The sequence below is a fragment of the Hallella sp. genome (assembly GCF_037460745.1).
GTDB lineage: Bacteria > Bacteroidota > Bacteroidia > Bacteroidales > Bacteroidaceae > Prevotella > Prevotella faecis.
The window spans coordinates 15,959-35,456 of the sequence record NZ_JAXVAE010000177.1 but is presented as its reverse complement, the minus strand read 5'-3'; the positions used below and the strand labels follow the sequence as shown (position 1 = coordinate 35,456).

Genomic DNA, 19,498 nt, shown 5'->3' with positions numbered 1-19,498 from the left:
ACTTTATTTGATGAATTTTAATAACTATGCGATTTTATCGCATCAGTACTAATTCATAATTATAAATATCTATTTTTGGCAAATATATACAAAAAAATGATAAAACAAAATTTTTGAGACGAAAAAATTGTTTTTCTTGAAAAAAGCAAAGGCAATAATATAATAAATGTTGGCACAAATGGTTACAAAAAAAACAGAGTAGTAGTCTAATAATCAATGACTACTCATTTTTTTGTATATCCATACTTTATTAGTATTTACTGCCAACAGGTATATCGTTCCCTTTAAATATGTTTGGGTTTATGGTTGAGCCGATAAGCATAAAGGGCATGACAGGCTTGCTGGGCGTCTTGCCCCATTAGTCTATCATGCCCATAAAAATCTTTGCCTATAAAGCCATGCTCATGGCGGCCCTTGGGGGCGTTGCCCCGGCCTCCCAGCCTTTGGCTTTTCCTTATCGCTTGCTGTACATTTCCTCGTAGTAGCGCTGGTAGTTGCCCGAGGTTACGTTGTCAAGCCAGTCTTGGTTGTCGAGATACCAGCGAACGGTCTTCTCGATGCCCTCCTCATGGGGCGCTGTCACCCGACAGGCTTGATTTTACTTTGGTAGTCGGTTCCGGTACTATGCCATGACTCTGCACGGCTACGGTGGTCCTTGGCAGCAGCAAAGTCGCCCTTCTCCGCAGCTTTCTCCGCCTCTTTGAGATGCCAGTTTTCTTCTTCAAAGGCGTGGGCGGCCTGTTTGCTGTACCACTCGTTGTCCTCTTTCTGCTTTTGGGCGTCCTCGGCGCTCCCACCAAACGACACGGGGTCGTCTGCAAGGTGATGCGTCGCCACAAGAGCATTGTCATCGTCATCGAAAAGGCTGTTAGGGTTGTCATCGATTGTCATGAGACTGGAGCCTTCAGGGGTGGCCGTGAGCAGGTCGGGATTATCCGTTACGTCGAAGTCATCGTGTGTTGACAGGTCGTCTTGTAGGAGGTCGTCCACCAAGTGGTCATCGTTAAAGTCAAATAAGTCGTTCATGGTGTTGGATTGTTTGTTGTGGGATCTACCAATGGGCGTTGCCTATTGATGTGGACACTCCTGGAGTTGTAGTTATGAGAAGAGGCTTGACAGTCCGTGGAACAGCATCATCTTGGTTAGCGAGTTGGTGTTTGCCTCGGCTTTCTTATCGCCCTCTTTCTCGTTGCGTTTCTCCACGTAGTCGCTAAACTTAGTGAGCTCCAAGAGTATTTTCATGCATAGGCTGTCAATCTTTTGAAGAATTTGTTCCTCCTCTGTGTTCTTGTCGGGCTTGTAGACATACCTGAAATAGAACATTTTTGGTGTCTGCACGATAGCCCCTTGCTCAAAGAGGCCCATTTTGCCGTTGAAGCAGGCCTTGTAGAAGTGGGGCATGGCTTTCTCAAGTTCATATTCGTCGAATTGGTTGAAGATGGGCGATAAGTTGTAGTCTCCCAATTTGGCCGATACTTCGCACAAACCATTCTCCCATTGATGTAGATACAGCACCCTGGCCCATGATGAAAGTTCTTCGCTCCAATCCGTGTTGATGAGAGAGAAACGCTCAAGTATCTGTCCATTCTCGTCGTACTGGGGCGTTTCACCCCAAAACGAGAACCGTCGGCTGGCTTGCCCTTCAAACAAGATGTCGTTACGCAAATTGTCATCTGTAATATCCTTCACCTCTGTTAGGTAGTGGGACATGTGGTCGTGCGTGAAGAAGTTGCAGGGGGATGGGGTGTCGCTGTTGAGATAGACCGCTTCCATGTGCAGTGGCCACAAATATCTTGTCACATGGTTATACTGACTGATGAGGTTGTTTACCAAGGCAAAGACATCCTCATAAAATTGGTTGCCGAAGGGCGATTCAGTGAGCAACTGCCCTTGGCGCATCACGGGGATGTTGAGGAAGCTTGATGTTCCCGATACAGCCAAAAACTGCGTTGACGTGAAGTCCACTCCCGGTGTGAAGGCATTGACCAGTTTCTGGAACAAGGGGGCATTGCGCGAGAAGAACTGTCGCTTGTATTTTTCGGCCCCAGGCAAGACCCATTGGTCTATGTCCCAAAATTGGTCTGCAAACGTCACGATGCATGAGATGTCCTTCGTTTGTTCGGGCACCAGCAGGTAGAGCGTGAAGAACAAAGGGGTATTGTTTATCAGCACGTAAGCCTGCTTGACGTATTGGTAATGGTTGGCCATGGACTTCATACTCTCCTTCACCCACTTGAAATAAAGACCGTTGGCACTTTGGCTAAAAGCCTTGGTGTCATACTCGTTAAAACTGGCAGGCAAGCCAAACATTTGCTTGCGTTGGCCAGGCTGTGGGTAGCAGAGCTCCCCTTTGGCCTGGGCGTGGATAAGCGCCCGGGCCGTGATGGCATCCTCATGGTAAGGCAGGAGACAATAGCCTTCGAGATAAGGCTTGTCATCGTTTTCCGTTCCCTCCAAACCAGCAGGTGCCAATTCGATGGGCTGCTCAAAGTGAACCATGTCATTAAGGAATCTCAAGGTCTTCATAGGCAAGTGAGTTGTGTTGGTGTGAAGGCGGAGACGGCAGCTTATCGCTTGCTGTACATTTCCTCGTAGTAGCGCTGGTAGTTGCCCGAGGTAACGTTGTCGAGCCAGTCTTGGTTGTCGAGATACCAGCGAACGGTCTTCTCGATGCCCTCCTCAAACTGCAGGCTGGGCTCCCATCCGAGCTCACGCTGGAGCTTGCGGCTGTCGATGGCGTAGCGCATGTCGTGGCCCTTGCGGTCGGTGACGTGTGTGATGAGGTTCATGTCCTCGCCCTCGGCGCGCCCGAGCAGGCGGTCGGTGGTGTTGATGAGCACCTTCACGATGTCGATGTTCTTCCACTCGTTGAAACCACCGATATTGTAGGTGTCGGCCACCTTGCCCTCATGGAAGATGAGATCGATGGCGCGTGCGTGGTCTACCACATAGAGCCAGTCGCGCACGTTGAGGCCCTCGCCGTAGACGGGCAACGGCTTGCGGTGGCGTATGTTGTTGATAAAGAGCGGAATGAGCTTCTCTGGGAACTGGTAAGGACCATAGTTGTTCGAGCAGTTGGTAACGATGGTCGGCATGCCGTAGGTGTCGTGGAAGGCGCGCACAAAATGGTCGCTCGATGCTTTTGAGGCCGAGTAGGGACTGTGGGGCTGATACTTCAGGTCCTCCGTGAAGAACTTGCTTCCGTAGGCGTGGTGGTGCTCCGATGACGCCTTTGTGGTGAACGGGCTCTCGATGCCCTCGGGGTCGGTGAGCTCCAAGGCGCCATACACCTCGTCGGTCGATATGTGGTAGAAGCGCTTGCCCTCGTAACCCTCAGGCAGCGCCTCCCAAGTGGTCTTGGCGGCCTGCAGGAGCGACAAGGTACCCATCACGTTGGTGTGAGCGAAGGTGAAGGGGTCGCGGATGGAACGGTCCACGTGGCTCTCGGCGGCGAGGTGGATGATGCCGTCGATGTGGTGCTGCTCCATGAGCTGACGCATGGTGTCGAAGTCGCAGATGTCGGCCTTCACGAAGGTGTAGTTGGGTTGGTTCTCAATGTCCTTCAGGTTGGCGAGGTTGCCAGCGTAAGTCAACTTGTCGACGTTGATGATGTGGTAGTCGGGGTATTTGTTGACGAAGAGGCGCACTACGTGTGAGCCGATGAATCCGGCGCCGCCGGTAATCATGATGTTGCGCTTAAACTGTTGTTCCATGTCGTTGTGTCATTATGGATGAATAAATGTGCTGCTCCTAATGGCCTTGTTGTCGCTTGGATCGCTTCGTGCCCATAGGATCAACGGTGCAAAGGTATGAATTATTTACGAGATAAAGGGTTACAAAGCCTATACTTTTCGTTAAAGTGGCGAAAATGGTGCCTGTTCGTGGCCTTAAAATTTGTGGGAGTGCGAAAAATACCCGAAATTTGCAGGTCGAAAGGCACAGCCATGCTGCCTTTCGACCGAGAGAATGACCCTGTAACACATAGAAAACAATGGATAAGAAAGACTTGAGAATCATCTTCATGGGTACCCCCGAGTTTGCCGTGGGCACTCTGAGCCGCCTGGTGGAAGGCGGCTATAACGTGGTGGCTGTGGTTACGCAGCCCGACAAACCCGTAGGTCGTCACCAAGACCATCTGCAGCCCAGTGAGGTGAAGCAGTATGCCCTGGCCCACAACCTGCCCGTGTTGCAGCCCGTGAAGATGAAAGACCCCGACTTCCTGGCCGAGCTCGAGAGCTATCACGCCGATTTGCAGGTGGTTGTGGCGTTCCGCATGTTGCCCGAGGTGGTGTGGTCGATGCCCCGCTTTGGCACGTTCAACGTGCATGCCGCCCTGCTGCCCCAGTATCGTGGTGCCGCCCCCATCAACTGGGCCGTCATCAACGGTGAGACCGAGACCGGCGTAACCACCTTCTTCCTGGACAAGGACATCGACACCGGTCGCATCATTCTCAGCAAGACGTTTGCCATCCCCGACGACGCCAACGTGGAGTATGTTTACGATGGGCTGATGGCCCTGGGCGCCGATGCCGCCGTTGAAACCGTCGACGCCATGCTCCAGGGCAATGGTGAGGTGCCGTCGATGGACCAGGCACCGTTGGCCGAGGGCACGGAGCTGAAGCCCGCCCCTAAGATCTTTAAGGAGACCTGCCAGATAGCGTGGAACCAGCCCGCTAAGCGCGTCTACGATTTTGTGCGCGGCCTGTCGCCCTATCCCGGCTCATGGACCACGCTCGCGCCCAATGGCGCGGTGCTCAAGGTGTATGGCGCCGCCAAGACTGGCGAGGCCACCCAGGAGGCGCCCGGCACCATCAGCGTGAGCGGCCACCGCTTACTCGTGGCCACCGCCGACGAGTGGTTGGAGCTCAAGGAGGTGCAGATGGCTGGCAAGAAACGCATGCCCGCCAACGCCTTCCTCAATGGCAACAGGGCCATCGAGGAGAGCGTGTGCCAGTAAGAAATGCGCTGAAAACACAGTAGTAAGCTAAAACGCCCCCGCGAACACGGTTGTTCGCGGGGGCGTTTTCTTAGTTATTGGCGAGCGGAAAACCGCTCGCCGTATATTGGTCGTTTGTTTTTACTTCACCATATACTTCTTGCCGTTCATGATGTAGAGGCCGTGAGCGGGCTTGCTGATCTGGCGGCCGCTGAGGTCGTAGATCTTGCCGTCGTTCTTGGTGTTCACCTTGATGCTGTTCACGCCTGTGGTGTAAGCGTCGGGTGACATGAAGGTGATGTTGACAACATAGAGCTTGGTCTGCTCGTTCTCGTCGGTCACCTTGAAGCCGATGGTGGCGGGGATAGAGAAGTTCTCGCCCAGTTCCTCGTAGTTGTTGGCGAAGGTGATGAACTTCGTGTAGTCCTCAGAGATGTTGAGGCCGAATATGCCACCTTCGTTGTTGCATGCGCCGCTCTTGTCGAACATCAGACCTGCGTTGACGGGATCCACACCGTCGCTGTAGATGCCGCTGGCTGTCATGCCCACGAGCGGATAGTTGGCGAACAGCGTGTTGACATCGGTGCCAAGAGCCTCGGCCACAGGGGCGAAGTCGTAATCGACCTCCTGGTCAATGTCGCCTACAGGCAACATGATGTCGGTGGTGCCAACCACTGTGATGTTCTCGATCTTGCTCACAACCTGATAGTTGAGCGTAACGGTCACCATCTCATTGTTGCTCTCGTTGACGAGGAAGAACTGACCAGAGTAAGCTGTTCCGGCGGGATCAGCGTCAAACTGCATGGCGTAGAAATTCACCTTGTTGTTCTCGGTCTTGATGTACATACCCCAAGGTGACTGCTCGTCAGACACCCAACCGCGTGATTTTCCGTCCTTGTCGACCCAGAAGCCCGGTGTCGGGTTCATGTTGTACTGCTTCGTGTAAATCATGGTCTCGGGGTAGGAGTCTGGATTGGCCTTGCGCAGTGTGTCGGAGATCAGGGCGTAGAGCGTGGGAGAGGTGGTGCCGATGGCGGCGTTGATGTCGTCGAGCGAAATGCTGCACTCGTAGGTCGACCATTCATACTTGCCAGGCAGGGCCTGGATGTTGAGGGTTCTGTTGAGCTTGCTCACGTAGTTCTGATTCACTTCCATCGGTACGATGGCCAGCTCCACGTTGACGAGGTAATACTTTTCGCCAGCCACGAAGTAGAGTGCTACGCGAGCTGTGTCGCCAACATGGGCGTTTTTGGGATACTGACCTACATTGAGTGTGCCATAGTCGCCGTTTGTGGCGGGCTCGACAAACCAGTAGGCGGTGGGGCCATAGCCAGTGATGACTCCAGTCTGTGTGAGCCAATAGCCACCATTGTTGGCGGTGCTTGTTGATGAGAGGCTGCCGTTGCTGTCCATGGCCTGCATGCTGATGCTGTTGGCCTCTACGCCGAGCGCGGCCTTAATGGTCTCCATGTCAATGGTGATGGGGTCGGCAGTGTAGTCGGTTCTTGCCTCCTGCTTCAGGGTGATGGTGGTTTCGCCCACCTTGGTCATGTCTTCAATGCTGTTGAAAGGAGCCTCGATGATGTTGACCGTATAAGTAACCTTGTATGCCTTAGAGCCATAGACGAAGTAGATGTCGATGTAAGGCTTGTCGCCCACTTTCAGGGAGTTGGGATACTGGCCGATGGTGCAGCTCAATGTGTCGTTGTCCTGGTTGTATGCCAACTGCTGCAGATAGAGGTTGTCGTCGGCGGCGTAGCCTGTGTTGCCGCAAGCCCACAGGGCATCGCCCTGAGCGCTCAAGGCGCGTTTGGTCCAACCATCGTTGGTGGTGTAGAGTGTCAGGGAGTCGCTCATGGTGCCATAGGTGGCGTCGAGACGGGGCATGTAAGCAATCTTGTTGATAAGGTATGAGAAATCCTCCTTGCCGCAACCCAGTTTGTCGGCAATGTCGGTGAGTTTCACATATACTTTGTCGGTGTCGAAGCCCGAGCGCGGATATTGCTCGATGGCTACGCTCGACTCGCCAACCAACTGCAGCTTCGAGATAGCCAACTCGGCCTCAGGAGCCGTGGGGACATACACCTGATAGGTGATGTCGAAGGTGGCTGTCTTGTCGCCGAGGATGAGGGCGGCCTTCACCTGAAGTGTGTCGGAGGCCTTAAAATAGTTTGGATACTGACCCGCATAGACGTTGAAGATGTTGTTCTCCTCGTCGAAGTTTTGGCCAACGAACCATGCGCCATTGGGATACTTGCAAACCTGACCTGTGGTGGAGAGCCAGAACTCACCGGGATTGCCAGTGTAGTCTGTGACGGTGCCTGTGGAGTCCATCACGGCAAACACCTTCGAGTTTTTTATGTCTGACAGTTGGGCCACGAGGGTTGCGGTGTCGGTGCCGAGAGCCTCGGCCACGTCTGTCAACTTAAACTGTGCGCCGACGTTCGAATAGTCGTTCGTCGAACCTTGCTTCAGCGTAGCCGAGAACTGTGCGCTGGCGTTGAGGCCAAAGAGGCACATCACGACTAAAAGAAGCTGTCTGATAGAAGTAGACATTTTCATAAGCAGTGCTTTTTTTAAGTGATAGTTATTAAATTGTTTAGTTTTGCTTTTTTAGGATATTTGGGTTTTAGTCTCTGGTTTTCACCTTGTAGTTTTTGCTGTCGCTCATGGCGCTTCTTGGGCGCCGGCCATCATTGGTTGGCCAATCGACACCGCAAATGTAGTGAAAATCGTGGCGGATAACAAGCAAATACATCGAAAAAACTGGTAAAACGACTATATTTGCATCCTTTGGACGATTTTTGCAGACGTTTTCAGGTCGAAACAAAGTTTAAGTGTTAAAAAACCATTTTTATTAAAATTCACTTGGTGGAATCATCCTTTTAATATATCTTTGCAATTGAACTAAAGCCATTTTTGTGGCATCTACGCTTAAAACCGCATCTACGAATAAAACAAATTCCTAAAATATCTACAATGAAACATCTAAAATCCACGCGCAAGGCACTGACGGCCGCCACAGCCCTGTTGATGGCAGCCGGAGCCACGATGTTGCAGTCGTGCGACAAGGATGTCCTCACCGGGCAGCCGTCATGGTTGGGCAACTCCATCTATGACCAGCTCAAGGAAGAGGGCAACTACTCGTACACGTTGCGACTCATCGACGACCTCGGACAGACCGCCGTGCTCAGCCAAACTGGTAGTAAGACCCTGTTTGCTGCCGACGACGATGCCTTCAACCAATGGTTCCAAACCAACAGTTGGGGAGTGAAGAAGTATGAGGACCTCACGCAGGCCCAGAAGAAGCTTATCTTCAACTCCTCGATGGTCAACAACGCCTACCTCATCGAGTTGTTGAGCAACGTTAGCGGCAACCCACCCGAGGAGGGCATGTGCATGCGCCGTGAGTCGGCCGTGTCGGTGTTCGACTCGGTGGCACGCATCTATCCCAACCAGATGCCCAACACCGCCTACTGGCAGAAGTACAAGGATCACAAGAACGGCATCGTGCTGCTTCGCGACAACACGTCGAAGCCCATGATCCACTTCCTGCCCGCCTACATGAAGCACAACAAGATTACCGACAGCGACCTGGCCACACTCACCAATGGCGAGTCGAACTCTGTCAGCGACGCGTGGGTGAACGGAAAGAAAATCGTGGATCGCGACATCACCTGCAAGAACGGTTATATACATAAGGTGGAAGGCGTGATGACCTCTGCCGACAACATGGCCGACATTGTGGCCTCGCACGCCAACATGAAGACCTTCAACTACCTGTTGGGGCGCTTCTCGGCACCTTATTATGACGATGCCGCCACCAAGGAGTACAACCGTTTGTATAACAACACCGACTCCGTGTTTGTGTTGCGCCACTTCGCATCGACCGCCAACACAGGCAACTACGGCGCGGCAACCTCGGGCGAACTGGCCAATGATCCCGATGGACAGGCCGTCGACGCCAAGTTGCTCTACGACCCCACATGGAACCAATACATCTACAGCAACACCTCGGGCTACGACCTCCACTATGACGCTGGAGCCATGCTCGTGCCTTCCGACAAGGCCTTCAACACCTGGTGGAACGCCGATGGCAAGGTGCTGCAGGATATGTATGGCTCATGGGACAAGGTGCCTATGAACGTGCTCGTGAAGCTCATGAACATCAACATGATCAACACGTTCTCGGAGACCGTGCCCTCGAAGTTCAAGAATATCGTGGACAACACCACCAAGGTGAGCCTTGGCCTGACCGCTGCCGATGTGGACAGTTGCTTCATGGGCTGTAACGGTGTGGTCTATTTATTAAATAAGGTGTATACGCCTGCCGATTATCGCTCGGTGAGCTTCCCCGCACTGATCAACTCCAATGGAGCCGACGGCATCATGAGCGTTATCTACTGGGGTATCGACAACCTCAACTTTGAGCCCTACCTCAACTCCATGGACTCATACTACAGCCTCGTTATCCCCACCAACAAGGCCATGCTGACCTATGTGGACCCGTGCTCATACGGAACGAACCGCACCAAGCTCTATCGTTTCACCTACAACAACCAGCGCAAGACCGTGGTGGCCAACCGCTACGACTACGACCTGGCCACAGGAGTCGTCGACGAGGCTTCGAAAGACTCGGTGACCAACGCAGACCAGGTGAAGGACCGCTTGGAGGACCTTATCGACAACCTCATCGTTGTGGGCAATGTGGAGGACGGCCACACCTATTATAAGACAAAGGGTGGTTCGCCCATCATCGTGCGCCACGCCGGCAAGGTTGGTCAGATGACCGTCAACGGTGCCCTCCAGCAGGAGACCGGTACCCATGTGGTGGTGTCGCAGATCTACGACCAGAGTGCCGCCGGTAACGGTAAGGCATACGTCGTGGAGAACGCAATGCCCCTCTCCAGCCAGCGCAGCACGTTCAGCATCCTCAACGACTACGACAACTTCAGCGTGTTCGCCTCGCTGCTCCGTGGTTCGTCGCTCCTCGCCACACGTACGCTCGGACAGTATGACGCCGTGACCGGTGAGCGCAACATCAACGTGTTCGACAACTACAACTACACCGTCTACGTGCCTGCCAATGCTACCGTGCAGAAGCTCATCGACGAGGGTTACATGCCCACATGGGAAGATGTGGACGCCCTGACGGCCGACGATTTCGGCGGCGACCGCAAGGCCCTGCAGACAGCGCAGACCACACTGACCAACATCATTAACAACTTCCTGCGCTACCACATCCAGGACAACAGCGTCTTCATTGGTGGAACACCGCAGCACAACGTGCGTTACGAGTCGTCGAAGATCAATCCCGCCAACAAGCGCTACTTCTCCATCACTGTCAACGCCAACGACGCCAAGATGACCGTCGAGGACCAGTTGGGCAACAAGCGCAACGTGGTGAAGACCGACGGACTCTACAACATCATCGGACGCGAGTACTGGCTGCAGAACCGCGACAGGGTAATGACCAACCAGATCTACCAGGCCTCAGACGTTGTGGTGCACCAGATCGACGGACCGCTCTTCTACGATCACGACCAGCTCAAGCCCTGGCGTGAGGTTATCGGACTGACAACAACCGCAGCCAAACGACACAACCACGCTAAAGCAAGGAGGAGATAAGCCATGAAACACTACTTAAAATATATCATGCTGACACTGCTCTGCATTGTTTCTATGCAGGCATCAGCCCAGCAGATCACATCGGTACACGGTTCCGTCCTTGATGAGTTTGGACCGGTCATGGGTGCCGCCGTCTGCGAAATCGACGCCACAGGGCGTATCATCGAGTCGACGACGACCGATGTCAACGGAAACTACTCCATGAAGGTGAGCAACCCCACCAAGAACAAGTTGCGCATCAGCTTCGTGGGAACATTGGCACAGACGCTGCCTTTCACCAGCGACGAGATCAACGTAACGCTGAAGAACCAGAACACCTTGAAGGAGGTGACCGTCGTGGCAAAGAAGCGCCTCTCGGGTGGTGGACTCGCCATCCCGGAGCGAGAAATCTCTTATTCTACACAGACCATCTCGACCAAGGAGTTTGAGGGACTTGGCATGAACACCATCGACGAGGCCCTGCAGGGACGTATCGCCGGTCTCGACATCGTGTCGGTAAGCGGTAACCTCGGCGCCGGAACCACCATGCGCCTGCGTGGTGCGTCGACCGTGTCGTCGCTCACCTCATCCAACCCTCTCATTGTGGTCAACGGAAACACGTGGAACGTTGACATGAGCAACTTCGATGTCAACTCGGCCAACGACGAGCAGTTTGCACAGCTCCTCAACATCAACCCCGAGGATATCGAGTCGATCACCGTACTGAAAGACGCCGCCGCAACAGCCATCTATGGTTCGCAGGGTGCCAACGGTGTTATTCAGCTCGTCACCAAGCGTGGTAGCAAGGGTAAGCCCCGCGTGAGCTATTCGCTCCGCCTCACAGGAACCTATCAGCCAAAGGGTTACAAGCTCCTCAACGGTGACGACTACACCATGTTGCTCAAGGAGGCATACTTCAACCCGCAGCAGAACGATGGTACGGCCAACATCCGTGAGCTCAACTACGACCCCACGTTCTCGGAGTATGAGCAGTATAACAACAACACCGACTGGCGCGACGCCGTCACGCAGATCGGTCTGCGTCAGAACCACTTCCTCTCCATCACCGGTGGTGGTGAGAAGGCTACGTTCCGTATCTCTGGCGGTTTCGACAATGAGACCGGTTCGGTCATCCAGCAGAAGCTCAACCGCTTCTCTACACGTGTGGCCCTCGACTACTATGTGAGCGATCGCATCAAGATTGCCACCAACTTCTCGCTGACCTACACCAAGAACAAGCGCAACTACGACGACCTCCTCTCTATCGCCAACCGCAAGATGCCTAACATGAGCATCTACGAGCAGGATGCCTATGGACGCAACACAAGCACCTATTATGAGATGCTGCAGAGCGCCTCGTCGGTGTTCAACGACGACCAGAAGCGCCTAGTCAACCCTGTGGCCTCGGCCAACCTGGCCAAGAACGACCAGCGCACCTACGACATCACGCCTGAGTTCCAAATGGACTACAAGCTCCTCGGTCTCGACGATGAGAGCTGGCGCCTCGATTATCAGGGCCGCGTCTACATGAACATCTTCAACGAGTATGTGGATAAGTTCTATCCCCAGGAACTGACCACCGTGGCTTGGAACAGCGGTGTGAATCCCGCATACACAGGTTCAAGAAAGAGTGTGGCCTTCAACACCAAGCACACGTTGACCCTCATTCCCCATTTCACCAACAAGGATCACTCGTTGATGATGATGGGCCGCTTTGAGCTTACCTCTGGTAGCTCTAACAACCAGGGAACCGATTCTAACATGTTGCCCTCGGGTGGCATCACCTCGCCCGACGCAGGTGGTGGTGTGACGCGCGGTCTTACCTCAGGCTACAGCCAGTGGCGCTCGATGTACTACACGTTCTCTACCCACTATGCTTACAAGGGCCGTTACATGGCCGACTTCTCTCTCCGTATGGACGGTACCACCAAGTTTGGTCCCGATCGTCGATGGGGCTATTTCCCCGCTGTTTCACTCCGTTGGAACATCATCGACGAGCCTTGGATGGAAAACGCACGCAAGTGGCTCTCTATGCTCAGCATCCGTCCCAGCTGGGGACGTGTGGGTAACCAGCCCGGCAGCGACTACCTCTATAAGAGTCGCTATGGCACCACAAGCGGCTACATTGGTAACAGCGCCATGACTCCGCTCAACATCCGTCTGACCGACCTGCGCTGGGAGACCGTTTCTACCTACGACGTGGGTATGGACGTCCACTTCTTTAACGACAAGCTGAACCTCATGCTCGACTGGTATCAGTCGACCACAAAGGATATGTTGATGTCGAACATCCGCATCCCCTCTAACTCAGGTTACGCCACATTGGCCACAGGTAACGTTGGCTCAATGCGCAACACGGGTTGGGAGTTTAACATCGACACCAATCGCCTCATCGAGGCCGGCAAGTTCTATATGGACATCAACGCCTCATTCGGTAACAACCGCAACGAGATCCTTACCATGGACGAGTCGGTGCTGAAGTCGCTCAACAGCGAGTTCAACTACGCCAACCGTGAGGTGCTGCAGCGCGTGCAGATCGGTAACCCCTTCGGCGCTATCTACGGCTTCCGTTACAAGGGCGTATACGAGTATCAGTATGAGACCTATAAGAATATGTCGGCTGAGGAGCGCCAGGCATTCGACGCCGCCGGTCACACCGCACCTGTGGCACGCAACGCCGAGGGTAAGGTGATTCTCGACGACGCTGGCGACCCCATCCAGATGGTTTACAACTATTCGAACCTGGCTTCGGGCAATCCCTATAAGTTCAAGGGTGGCGACGCCATGTATGAGGATGTGAACAACGATGGTAACATCAATGCGCTCGATATCGTTTACCTCGGTTCATCACTGCCGAAGTTGACCGGTGGATTTGGTTTCACCTTCAATTACAATGGTTGGAAGCTCAACACGCAGTTCACCTATCGTGTGGGCAACAAGATCCTGAACCTCGCACGTCTCGACGCTGAGGCCATGACCAACAACAACAACCAGAGCGAGGCCGTGAACTACCGTTGGCGTAAGGAAGGCGACGTTACCACCATCCCACGCGCCATGTATGGTGCCACCTCTAACTATAATACGCTTATCAGCGACCGCTTTGTGGAGTCGGGATCATTCCTCCGTCTCAACTACCTGCAGTTGTCCTACGGTTTCAAGAAGAAGATGCTCCAGACGCTCGGACTCAAGGGCTTGCGCTTCTACGTCAGCGCCAACAATCTCTTCATCCTGACCAAGTACACGGGTGTAGACCCGGAGATTGGCTATGGAAGTTATGGCGCAGCCACCGACAGCGGACAGACACCGCGCTCGCGTTCGTACACGCTCGGTATCACCGTCGACTTCTAATCAGTGCAGGCGACAAAACAAAGATTTACGATCAAACAAAGGTTAATGATCCTAACGAACAATCTTATGAATAAAACATTTCATCATATATGGAGCAAGGCTTGGGTAGCCATTCTTGCCCTCGCCATGACATCCTGTTCCGACTTCCTTGAGGTGGATCCGCTCAACGATATCACCCTGGAGAAGTTTTGGAACGAGAAGAACGACGTAGACAACGTCGTCAACGGATGCTACAGCGCCCTGCAGTCGCAGGCTTGCATCTCGCGTCTGATGTGTTGGGGTGAGTTCCGTTCCGACAACATCCAGGGCGGTACCAACATCGACAACAACCAGGACCTCTCTAACATCCTGAAGGAGAACATCAACGCCTCTAACGGATTCACCGATTGGACCTGCATCTACAAGGTTATCAACGACTGTAACACGGTTATCTATTACGCACCGACCGTGGCTAAGAAAGACCCCAACTACACGCAGAGCGAGTTGCGCGCCACAGTGGCTGAGATGTCGGCCCTGCGCGATCTCTGCTACTTCTACCTCATCCGTACGTTCCGCAACGTGCCATTCACGAAGCAGCCGTACCTCGACGACACGCAGAAGATGGATCTTCCTGCTACACCGTTCAACGATGTGCTCGATTCGCTCATCGTCGATTTGGAGAGTGTGAAGGGCAATGCGGTGCGCAAGTATCCGCAGACCAACCGCTACTCTCAGCGCGGACGCATCACACAGAACGCCATTTATGCCATGCTGAGCGAGATGTATCTTTGGAAGAAGGACTATCAGAACGCTGTGGCCTACGCCGACAAGGTGATCAACGCCATGACACAAGACTACCAGAACGAGCTCGACAAGAAGGGTGGCTCGGTGAGCGAGGACGAACAGATGCAAGATGGCTATCCGCTCATCTCCGATCGTCTGGGCTCTACTTACGGAATGGCATTCAACTCGATCTTCGGCGACGGTAACAGCCGTGAGAGCATCTTCGAACTTATCTACATGAACGACAATAGCCAGTTGGCCAATGGTGCCGTGAGCAGCAACTACGGCAACAGCGAGACCTTCCCCGGTCTTGTCAAGCCTTCCGACTATCTTGGCGACGACTTCACCAAGGACAATCCCACGGTGTTCCTCACCAAGTACGACACACGTTACTACACGAGCCTTGAGGCACTTGGAGCTACCTCTTATGGTATTGGCAAGTACACCCAGGGAACAGGTATGGTCATGGTTACTCCTCCCACAAGCGCTACGTCGAAGGGAACAGTAAGCTATGGCTCACACTGGGCACCCAACTACTGCCACGCCAATTGGATTCTCTATCGTCTGACCGATGTTATGCTCATGAAGGCTGAGGCCCTCGTGCAACTGGTGAACAACGATGACACCACCGCCGCTGGCAAGACCGTCAACGACTCGTTGCTCCATGAGGCTTACAACATCGTGAACGTTATTAACAAGCGTTCAAATTGCTCAACCACGAAGACCGACATCAACTACGCTTCGTATGCCAGCAAGAGCCTTATGGCCGACCTCGTCATGGACGAGCGTCATCGCGAGCTCCTCTTCGAGGGCAAGCGTTGGTACGACCTCGTGCGTCGCTCACTTCGTGATGGCAACACCAGCTACCTCACCTCACAGGCTTCGAAGAAGTCGACGGGTAGCGCCGGATCGGCCTCACAGAACAAGCTGAAGCGTATCGACGCCATCTTCTGGCCGTATAACAAGAACGAGTTGCAGGTCAACAAGAACCTCCAGCAGAATCCCGCCTTCGGCAACGGTGAGAACTCAAGTTACGAAACCACCAAATAAATCATATCCATTATGAAAGCCAAGACATATAATATAATAAGGTATGGCGCAAAGACGTTGGCCGTGCTGCCGCTCTTCATTGTCGCCTTCCTCTTCACGGCTTGTTCCGACGAGCCCGACACCTCGAACTATTACACGTTCAAGGGTGAAATGATGAGCACGTACCTCAAGACCCACGAGCAGTTTAGCGACTATGCCGCTATCGTCGACCGCGCCGGTTTGATGGATCTGCTCTCAGCCTACGGTCATTACACATGCTTCGCACCGACCAACGACGCCATTCAGGCTTACCTCAAGAGCCGCGGCATGAACTCGGTGAGCGATCTCTCAGACGCCGATTGCGATACCATCGCACGCACGCACCTGGTGGAGAATATGTTCGCCACCTCTGAGATGAACGACGGTACGCTGACCACCGCCAACATGAACAAGCGTTTCATTGAGATCACACACGACTTCGATAACGATAGCAATGGCGTGGTGCGTCTCAACCGTGCTGCCAACATCATCTTCACCCTGCAAGACGACTCGGTGGAGAATGGTATCATGCAACCCATCGATGGTGTGCTGACTTCCAGCTCACGCATGCTGCCCAACGTGCTGAAGGACAACCCCCGCATCAGCCTCTTCTATAAGGCCCTGCAGGACACGCACCTTGAGGATTCGCTTTACGCTTACATCGACGAGTCGTACGACCATACACTGTATCCGCGAGTCAAGTACACATCGCACGTCAACCAGGAGACAGCCACTGCTCCCGATGAGAAGAAATCGGGCTTCACGGCTTTCGTTCCCACCGATTCGATCCTGCGCCTGAAGTATGGCATCACTACCATGGAACAGCTCTACCAAAAGGCTTGTGAGATTTACGACGCCACATATCCTGAGGATGTCGATAAACCTTACCACTGCTTTGACTCACTGACCAACCGCAAGAACCCGCTCAACAGGCTCATTGCTTACCATATCCTCGACCGCGACGTCATCGGTTGGAACCTGCTCACACCGCGTAACGACATCGGTATCAGCACCACACAGATGAATCCCGTCGACTGGTATGAGACCATGCTGCCTCACACCATGCTGAAGTTTGAGCGTCTCACCGTTGTGCGCTATGCCGGTAATAGCGAGCTCGGACAGCGCTACGTGAACCGTCGCTACGACGACGACTACCAGATTACGGGTGCCAAGGTCAGCCAGACTGTGGAGAACGGTGTGGAGAACACAGCCCTCAATGGCCGTTACTTCTATGTCGACGACCTGTTGGCCTTCTCTGAGCAGACGCGCGACATCGTTGATGGTGTGCGTATCCGCATGGACCTGTCGACTATCTTCCCGGAGATGATGACCATGAACATTCGTCAGAATGGCGACCCGTCGCACAACGACCCAGCATACGATGAGACCGCCAAGTATGGCCGCAACTATTATTTCCCCGACGGATATCTGAAGAACGTGAAGGTGAATGGCGATTTCATCTACCGCCGTCCGCGTAACTACTACGATTCGTATGAGGGCGATGAGTTCAACATGTTTGGTAACTACGACATTACCTTCAAGATTCCGCCCGTGCCCTACGAGGGCGATTGGCAGATCCGTATGGGCTATGCGCAGGAGCCGACCCGAGGCATCGCACAGATTTACTTCGATGGCGTTCCGCAGGGCATTCCTCTCGATATGACCGTTGCGCTCAACGACCCGTCGATCCTGGGTAGCGACTGGGTAAGCAACTATGCCGGTATGACACAGGAGCAACTTGCCCGCGACCAGAAGGCCCTGAAGAACAAGGGCTACTATCGTGGCGCAGCCGGCGGATACCGCATCAATGGTGAGGGCCACCCCACGGGCTATTCAGACCGTACAGTGTTTGCCACACAGACGCAGACCTTCCGCATAGTGCTCTGCACCGTACACATCGATCCCAACAAGGACCACTTCCTGCGTTTCCGCAGCGTGTCGACCAAGATGGGTAACAACAACGAATTCATGATCGACTACCTCGAGCTGGTTCCGAAGAGTGTCTATGGTGTCACCGACGAAGGTGAGATTGAGGACATGCTTTAATAGGCGAGCAACAGCCAACAGTAACCACAATCAAAAACAAAAACAATGAAAACTACGATTAATCATATTATGGGAAAGGCTTGGCTGGGGCTCGCTGCCCTTGCCCTGCCCCTTGCATCCTGCTCCGATTGGGACGACCACTATGATCCTTCGACGGGCGATGAGGGAAGCAAGACCACCCTTTGGCAAGCCATCTCTTCACAGAGCGAGCTGAGCAACTTCGCTCGTGTGCTGAAGGGCTGCGACTACGACCGCAACCTCTCTGGCAGCCAGACCTATACCGTCTTCGCGCTTACCAATGATGGCCTCACGGCCGATCAGGCCGACAGCCTTGTAAGTGCTTACCAGGAGCAGAAGAACAAGGGTGTGCGTGACAACGACAACACGGTGATTCGCCAGTTTGTGCAAAACCATATCTCGCTCTTCACGCAGCCTGTGTCGACGCTAACTAACGACACGCTGACCATGCTCAACGGAAAGATGGAGCCCGTCTCACCGACGGCCATCGGTAAGGAGACGTTCATCACCTCGAACGCCCTTCACACCAATGGCGTGCTCTTCACTATCGGCAAGAAGATCGATTACTTCCCCAATATCTTCGAGTATCTGGGAATCGACAACAGCATCGACAGTGCTTACCAGTTCATCAACAGCTATTCGCGTTATGAGTTTAGCGAGGCCGCCAGTGTGCCGGGTGGCATCAACGCCGACGGTCAGACAGAATATCTCGACTCAGTTGTTGTGCTCCGCAACTCGCTGTTCTCTACATTGGGTCAGATCAACTCAGAGGACTCTACCTATTGGATGCTCGTTCCCACGAACGACCAGTGGACCCGCATGGTGAACGAATATCACGACTATTTCGACTACGCCAACACCGTGAACAAACGCGACTCCATGCAGGAGGCCAACACCCGTTTGGCCATCCTCTCAGGAACCGTGTTCAGTCGCACCATCAACCCCGATGCAGCGTTTGCCGACTCGGCTGTGTCTACCCAGGCCTTTGAGTATCAGGTTCGTAAGGCAATGGATCTTGAGCCGTACAACATCTTCTATCGTCCGTTCGACGCAGGCGGTATCTTCGATGGCACCAGCGATATGGAGTGCAGTAACGGTCATGTGCGCATTGCCTCACAGTTTAATGTGCCTAAGACCAAGACCTTCTTCCGCACGGTGAAGGTCGAGGCCGAGAACATCAGCCGTCAGGACACTCTCATCGACGCTTCGCAGCCGTTGCCCATCCATCAGGTGTCGTCCGACAACCCGTTCTACGACAAGATCTCGAGCAACACTTTCGTGGATGTCATTGCTGAGAACACATCGACCAACCCTAACCATTTCCCCGTGGCGTCGATTCAGTACAGCATTCCCGACTTGCTCTCTAACGTGGGCTACGACATTTACGTCGTGTTCGCTCCCCAGCACGCCTACAATCCGTACATTCCTGAGAAGGACCTGCTGCCCAACCGTTTCCGTTGCATGCTCTATTACACCAACAAGGACAACCGTCAGCTCAACCGTCGTCTCGAGCTCAAGACCAACGATCCGATGAAGGTCGACACGGTGCAGGTGGCCAGCAACTTCAAGTTCCCCGCTTGCTCTTATGGTCTGACGCAGCCCAACGTCAAGTTGCGTATCATGAGCCAGGTGTCGCAGAGCCAGACAGCTAAGTACTCTACCGACTTCCACATCGACTGTATCATTTTCAAGCCGCATGAGGATTAAGCAGCG

11 protein-coding genes are annotated in these 19,498 nt (G+C 53.6%); 6 read left to right on the top strand and 5 right to left on the bottom strand.

The genetic code is table 11. From position 1 onward, the window contains the following. Positions 1 to 454 precede the first annotated feature (454 nt). From WKK33_RS11655 to WKK33_RS11640, 4 genes are all read right to left on the bottom strand, one after another. Positions 455 to 583, bottom strand: coding sequence for a hypothetical protein (locus tag WKK33_RS11655; protein ID WP_337934030.1), 129 nt, complete (start codon positions 581 to 583; stop codon positions 455 to 457). After that, the gene (locus WKK33_RS11650; protein ID WP_337934028.1) at positions 580 to 990 is read right to left on the bottom strand and encodes a hypothetical protein; all 411 of its coding nucleotides are present in this window, start codon (positions 988 to 990) and stop codon (positions 580 to 582) included. Before WKK33_RS11650 ends, WKK33_RS11655 begins: the two co-directional genes overlap by 4 nt. Before the next feature lie 108 nt (positions 991 to 1,098). Beyond that, positions 1,099 to 2,526 (bottom strand): hypothetical protein, encoded by a 1,428-nt coding sequence (locus tag WKK33_RS11645; protein WP_337934026.1) that lies wholly within the window; start codon positions 2,524 to 2,526, stop codon positions 1,099 to 1,101. A 41-nt stretch (positions 2,527 to 2,567) separates the two neighbouring features. After that, on the bottom strand, positions 2,568 to 3,713 hold the full coding sequence (locus tag WKK33_RS11640; RefSeq protein WP_215758863.1) for a dTDP-glucose 4,6-dehydratase: 1,146 nt from the start codon (positions 3,711 to 3,713) through the stop codon (positions 2,568 to 2,570). A 278-nt stretch (positions 3,714 to 3,991) separates the two neighbouring features. Here WKK33_RS11640 and fmt point away from each other — a divergent pair, with 278 nt between their 5' ends. Next, the gene (fmt, locus tag WKK33_RS11635) at positions 3,992 to 4,957 is read left to right on the top strand and encodes a methionyl-tRNA formyltransferase (RefSeq protein ID WP_337934024.1); all 966 of its coding nucleotides are present in this window, start codon (positions 3,992 to 3,994) and stop codon (positions 4,955 to 4,957) included. A 120-nt stretch (positions 4,958 to 5,077) separates the two neighbouring features. Here fmt and WKK33_RS11630 read toward each other — a convergent pair whose 3' ends face one another. Beyond that, positions 5,078 to 7,498, bottom strand: a complete 2,421-nt coding sequence (locus tag WKK33_RS11630) for a DUF4859 domain-containing protein (RefSeq protein WP_337934023.1) — start codon at positions 7,496 to 7,498, stop codon at positions 5,078 to 5,080. 417 nt (positions 7,499 to 7,915) lie between these two features. Here WKK33_RS11630 and WKK33_RS11625 point away from each other — a divergent pair, with 417 nt between their 5' ends. From WKK33_RS11625 to WKK33_RS11605, 5 genes are all read left to right on the top strand, one after another. After that, a complete protein-coding gene (locus tag WKK33_RS11625; protein WP_337934021.1) occupies positions 7,916 to 10,564 on the top strand; it encodes a fasciclin domain-containing protein in 2,649 nt (882 codons plus the stop codon). Between the two features lie 3 nt (positions 10,565 to 10,567). Next, complete coding sequence (locus WKK33_RS11620; RefSeq protein ID WP_337934020.1) at positions 10,568 to 13,891, top strand: SusC/RagA family TonB-linked outer membrane protein; 3,324 nt, start codon at positions 10,568 to 10,570, stop codon at positions 13,889 to 13,891. Between the two features lie 66 nt (positions 13,892 to 13,957). Next, positions 13,958 to 15,703: a RagB/SusD family nutrient uptake outer membrane protein gene (locus tag WKK33_RS11615; protein ID WP_215758867.1), complete on the top strand. Its 1,746-nt coding sequence runs from the start codon at positions 13,958 to 13,960 to the stop codon at positions 15,701 to 15,703. Between the two features lie 12 nt (positions 15,704 to 15,715). Continuing rightward, positions 15,716 to 17,767, top strand: a complete 2,052-nt coding sequence (locus tag WKK33_RS11610) for a fasciclin domain-containing protein (protein WP_337934019.1) — start codon at positions 15,716 to 15,718, stop codon at positions 17,765 to 17,767. Between the two features lie 45 nt (positions 17,768 to 17,812). After that, positions 17,813 to 19,492: a hypothetical protein gene (locus WKK33_RS11605; RefSeq protein ID WP_337934018.1), complete on the top strand. Its 1,680-nt coding sequence runs from the start codon at positions 17,813 to 17,815 to the stop codon at positions 19,490 to 19,492. Positions 19,493 to 19,498: the final 6 nt, after the last annotated feature.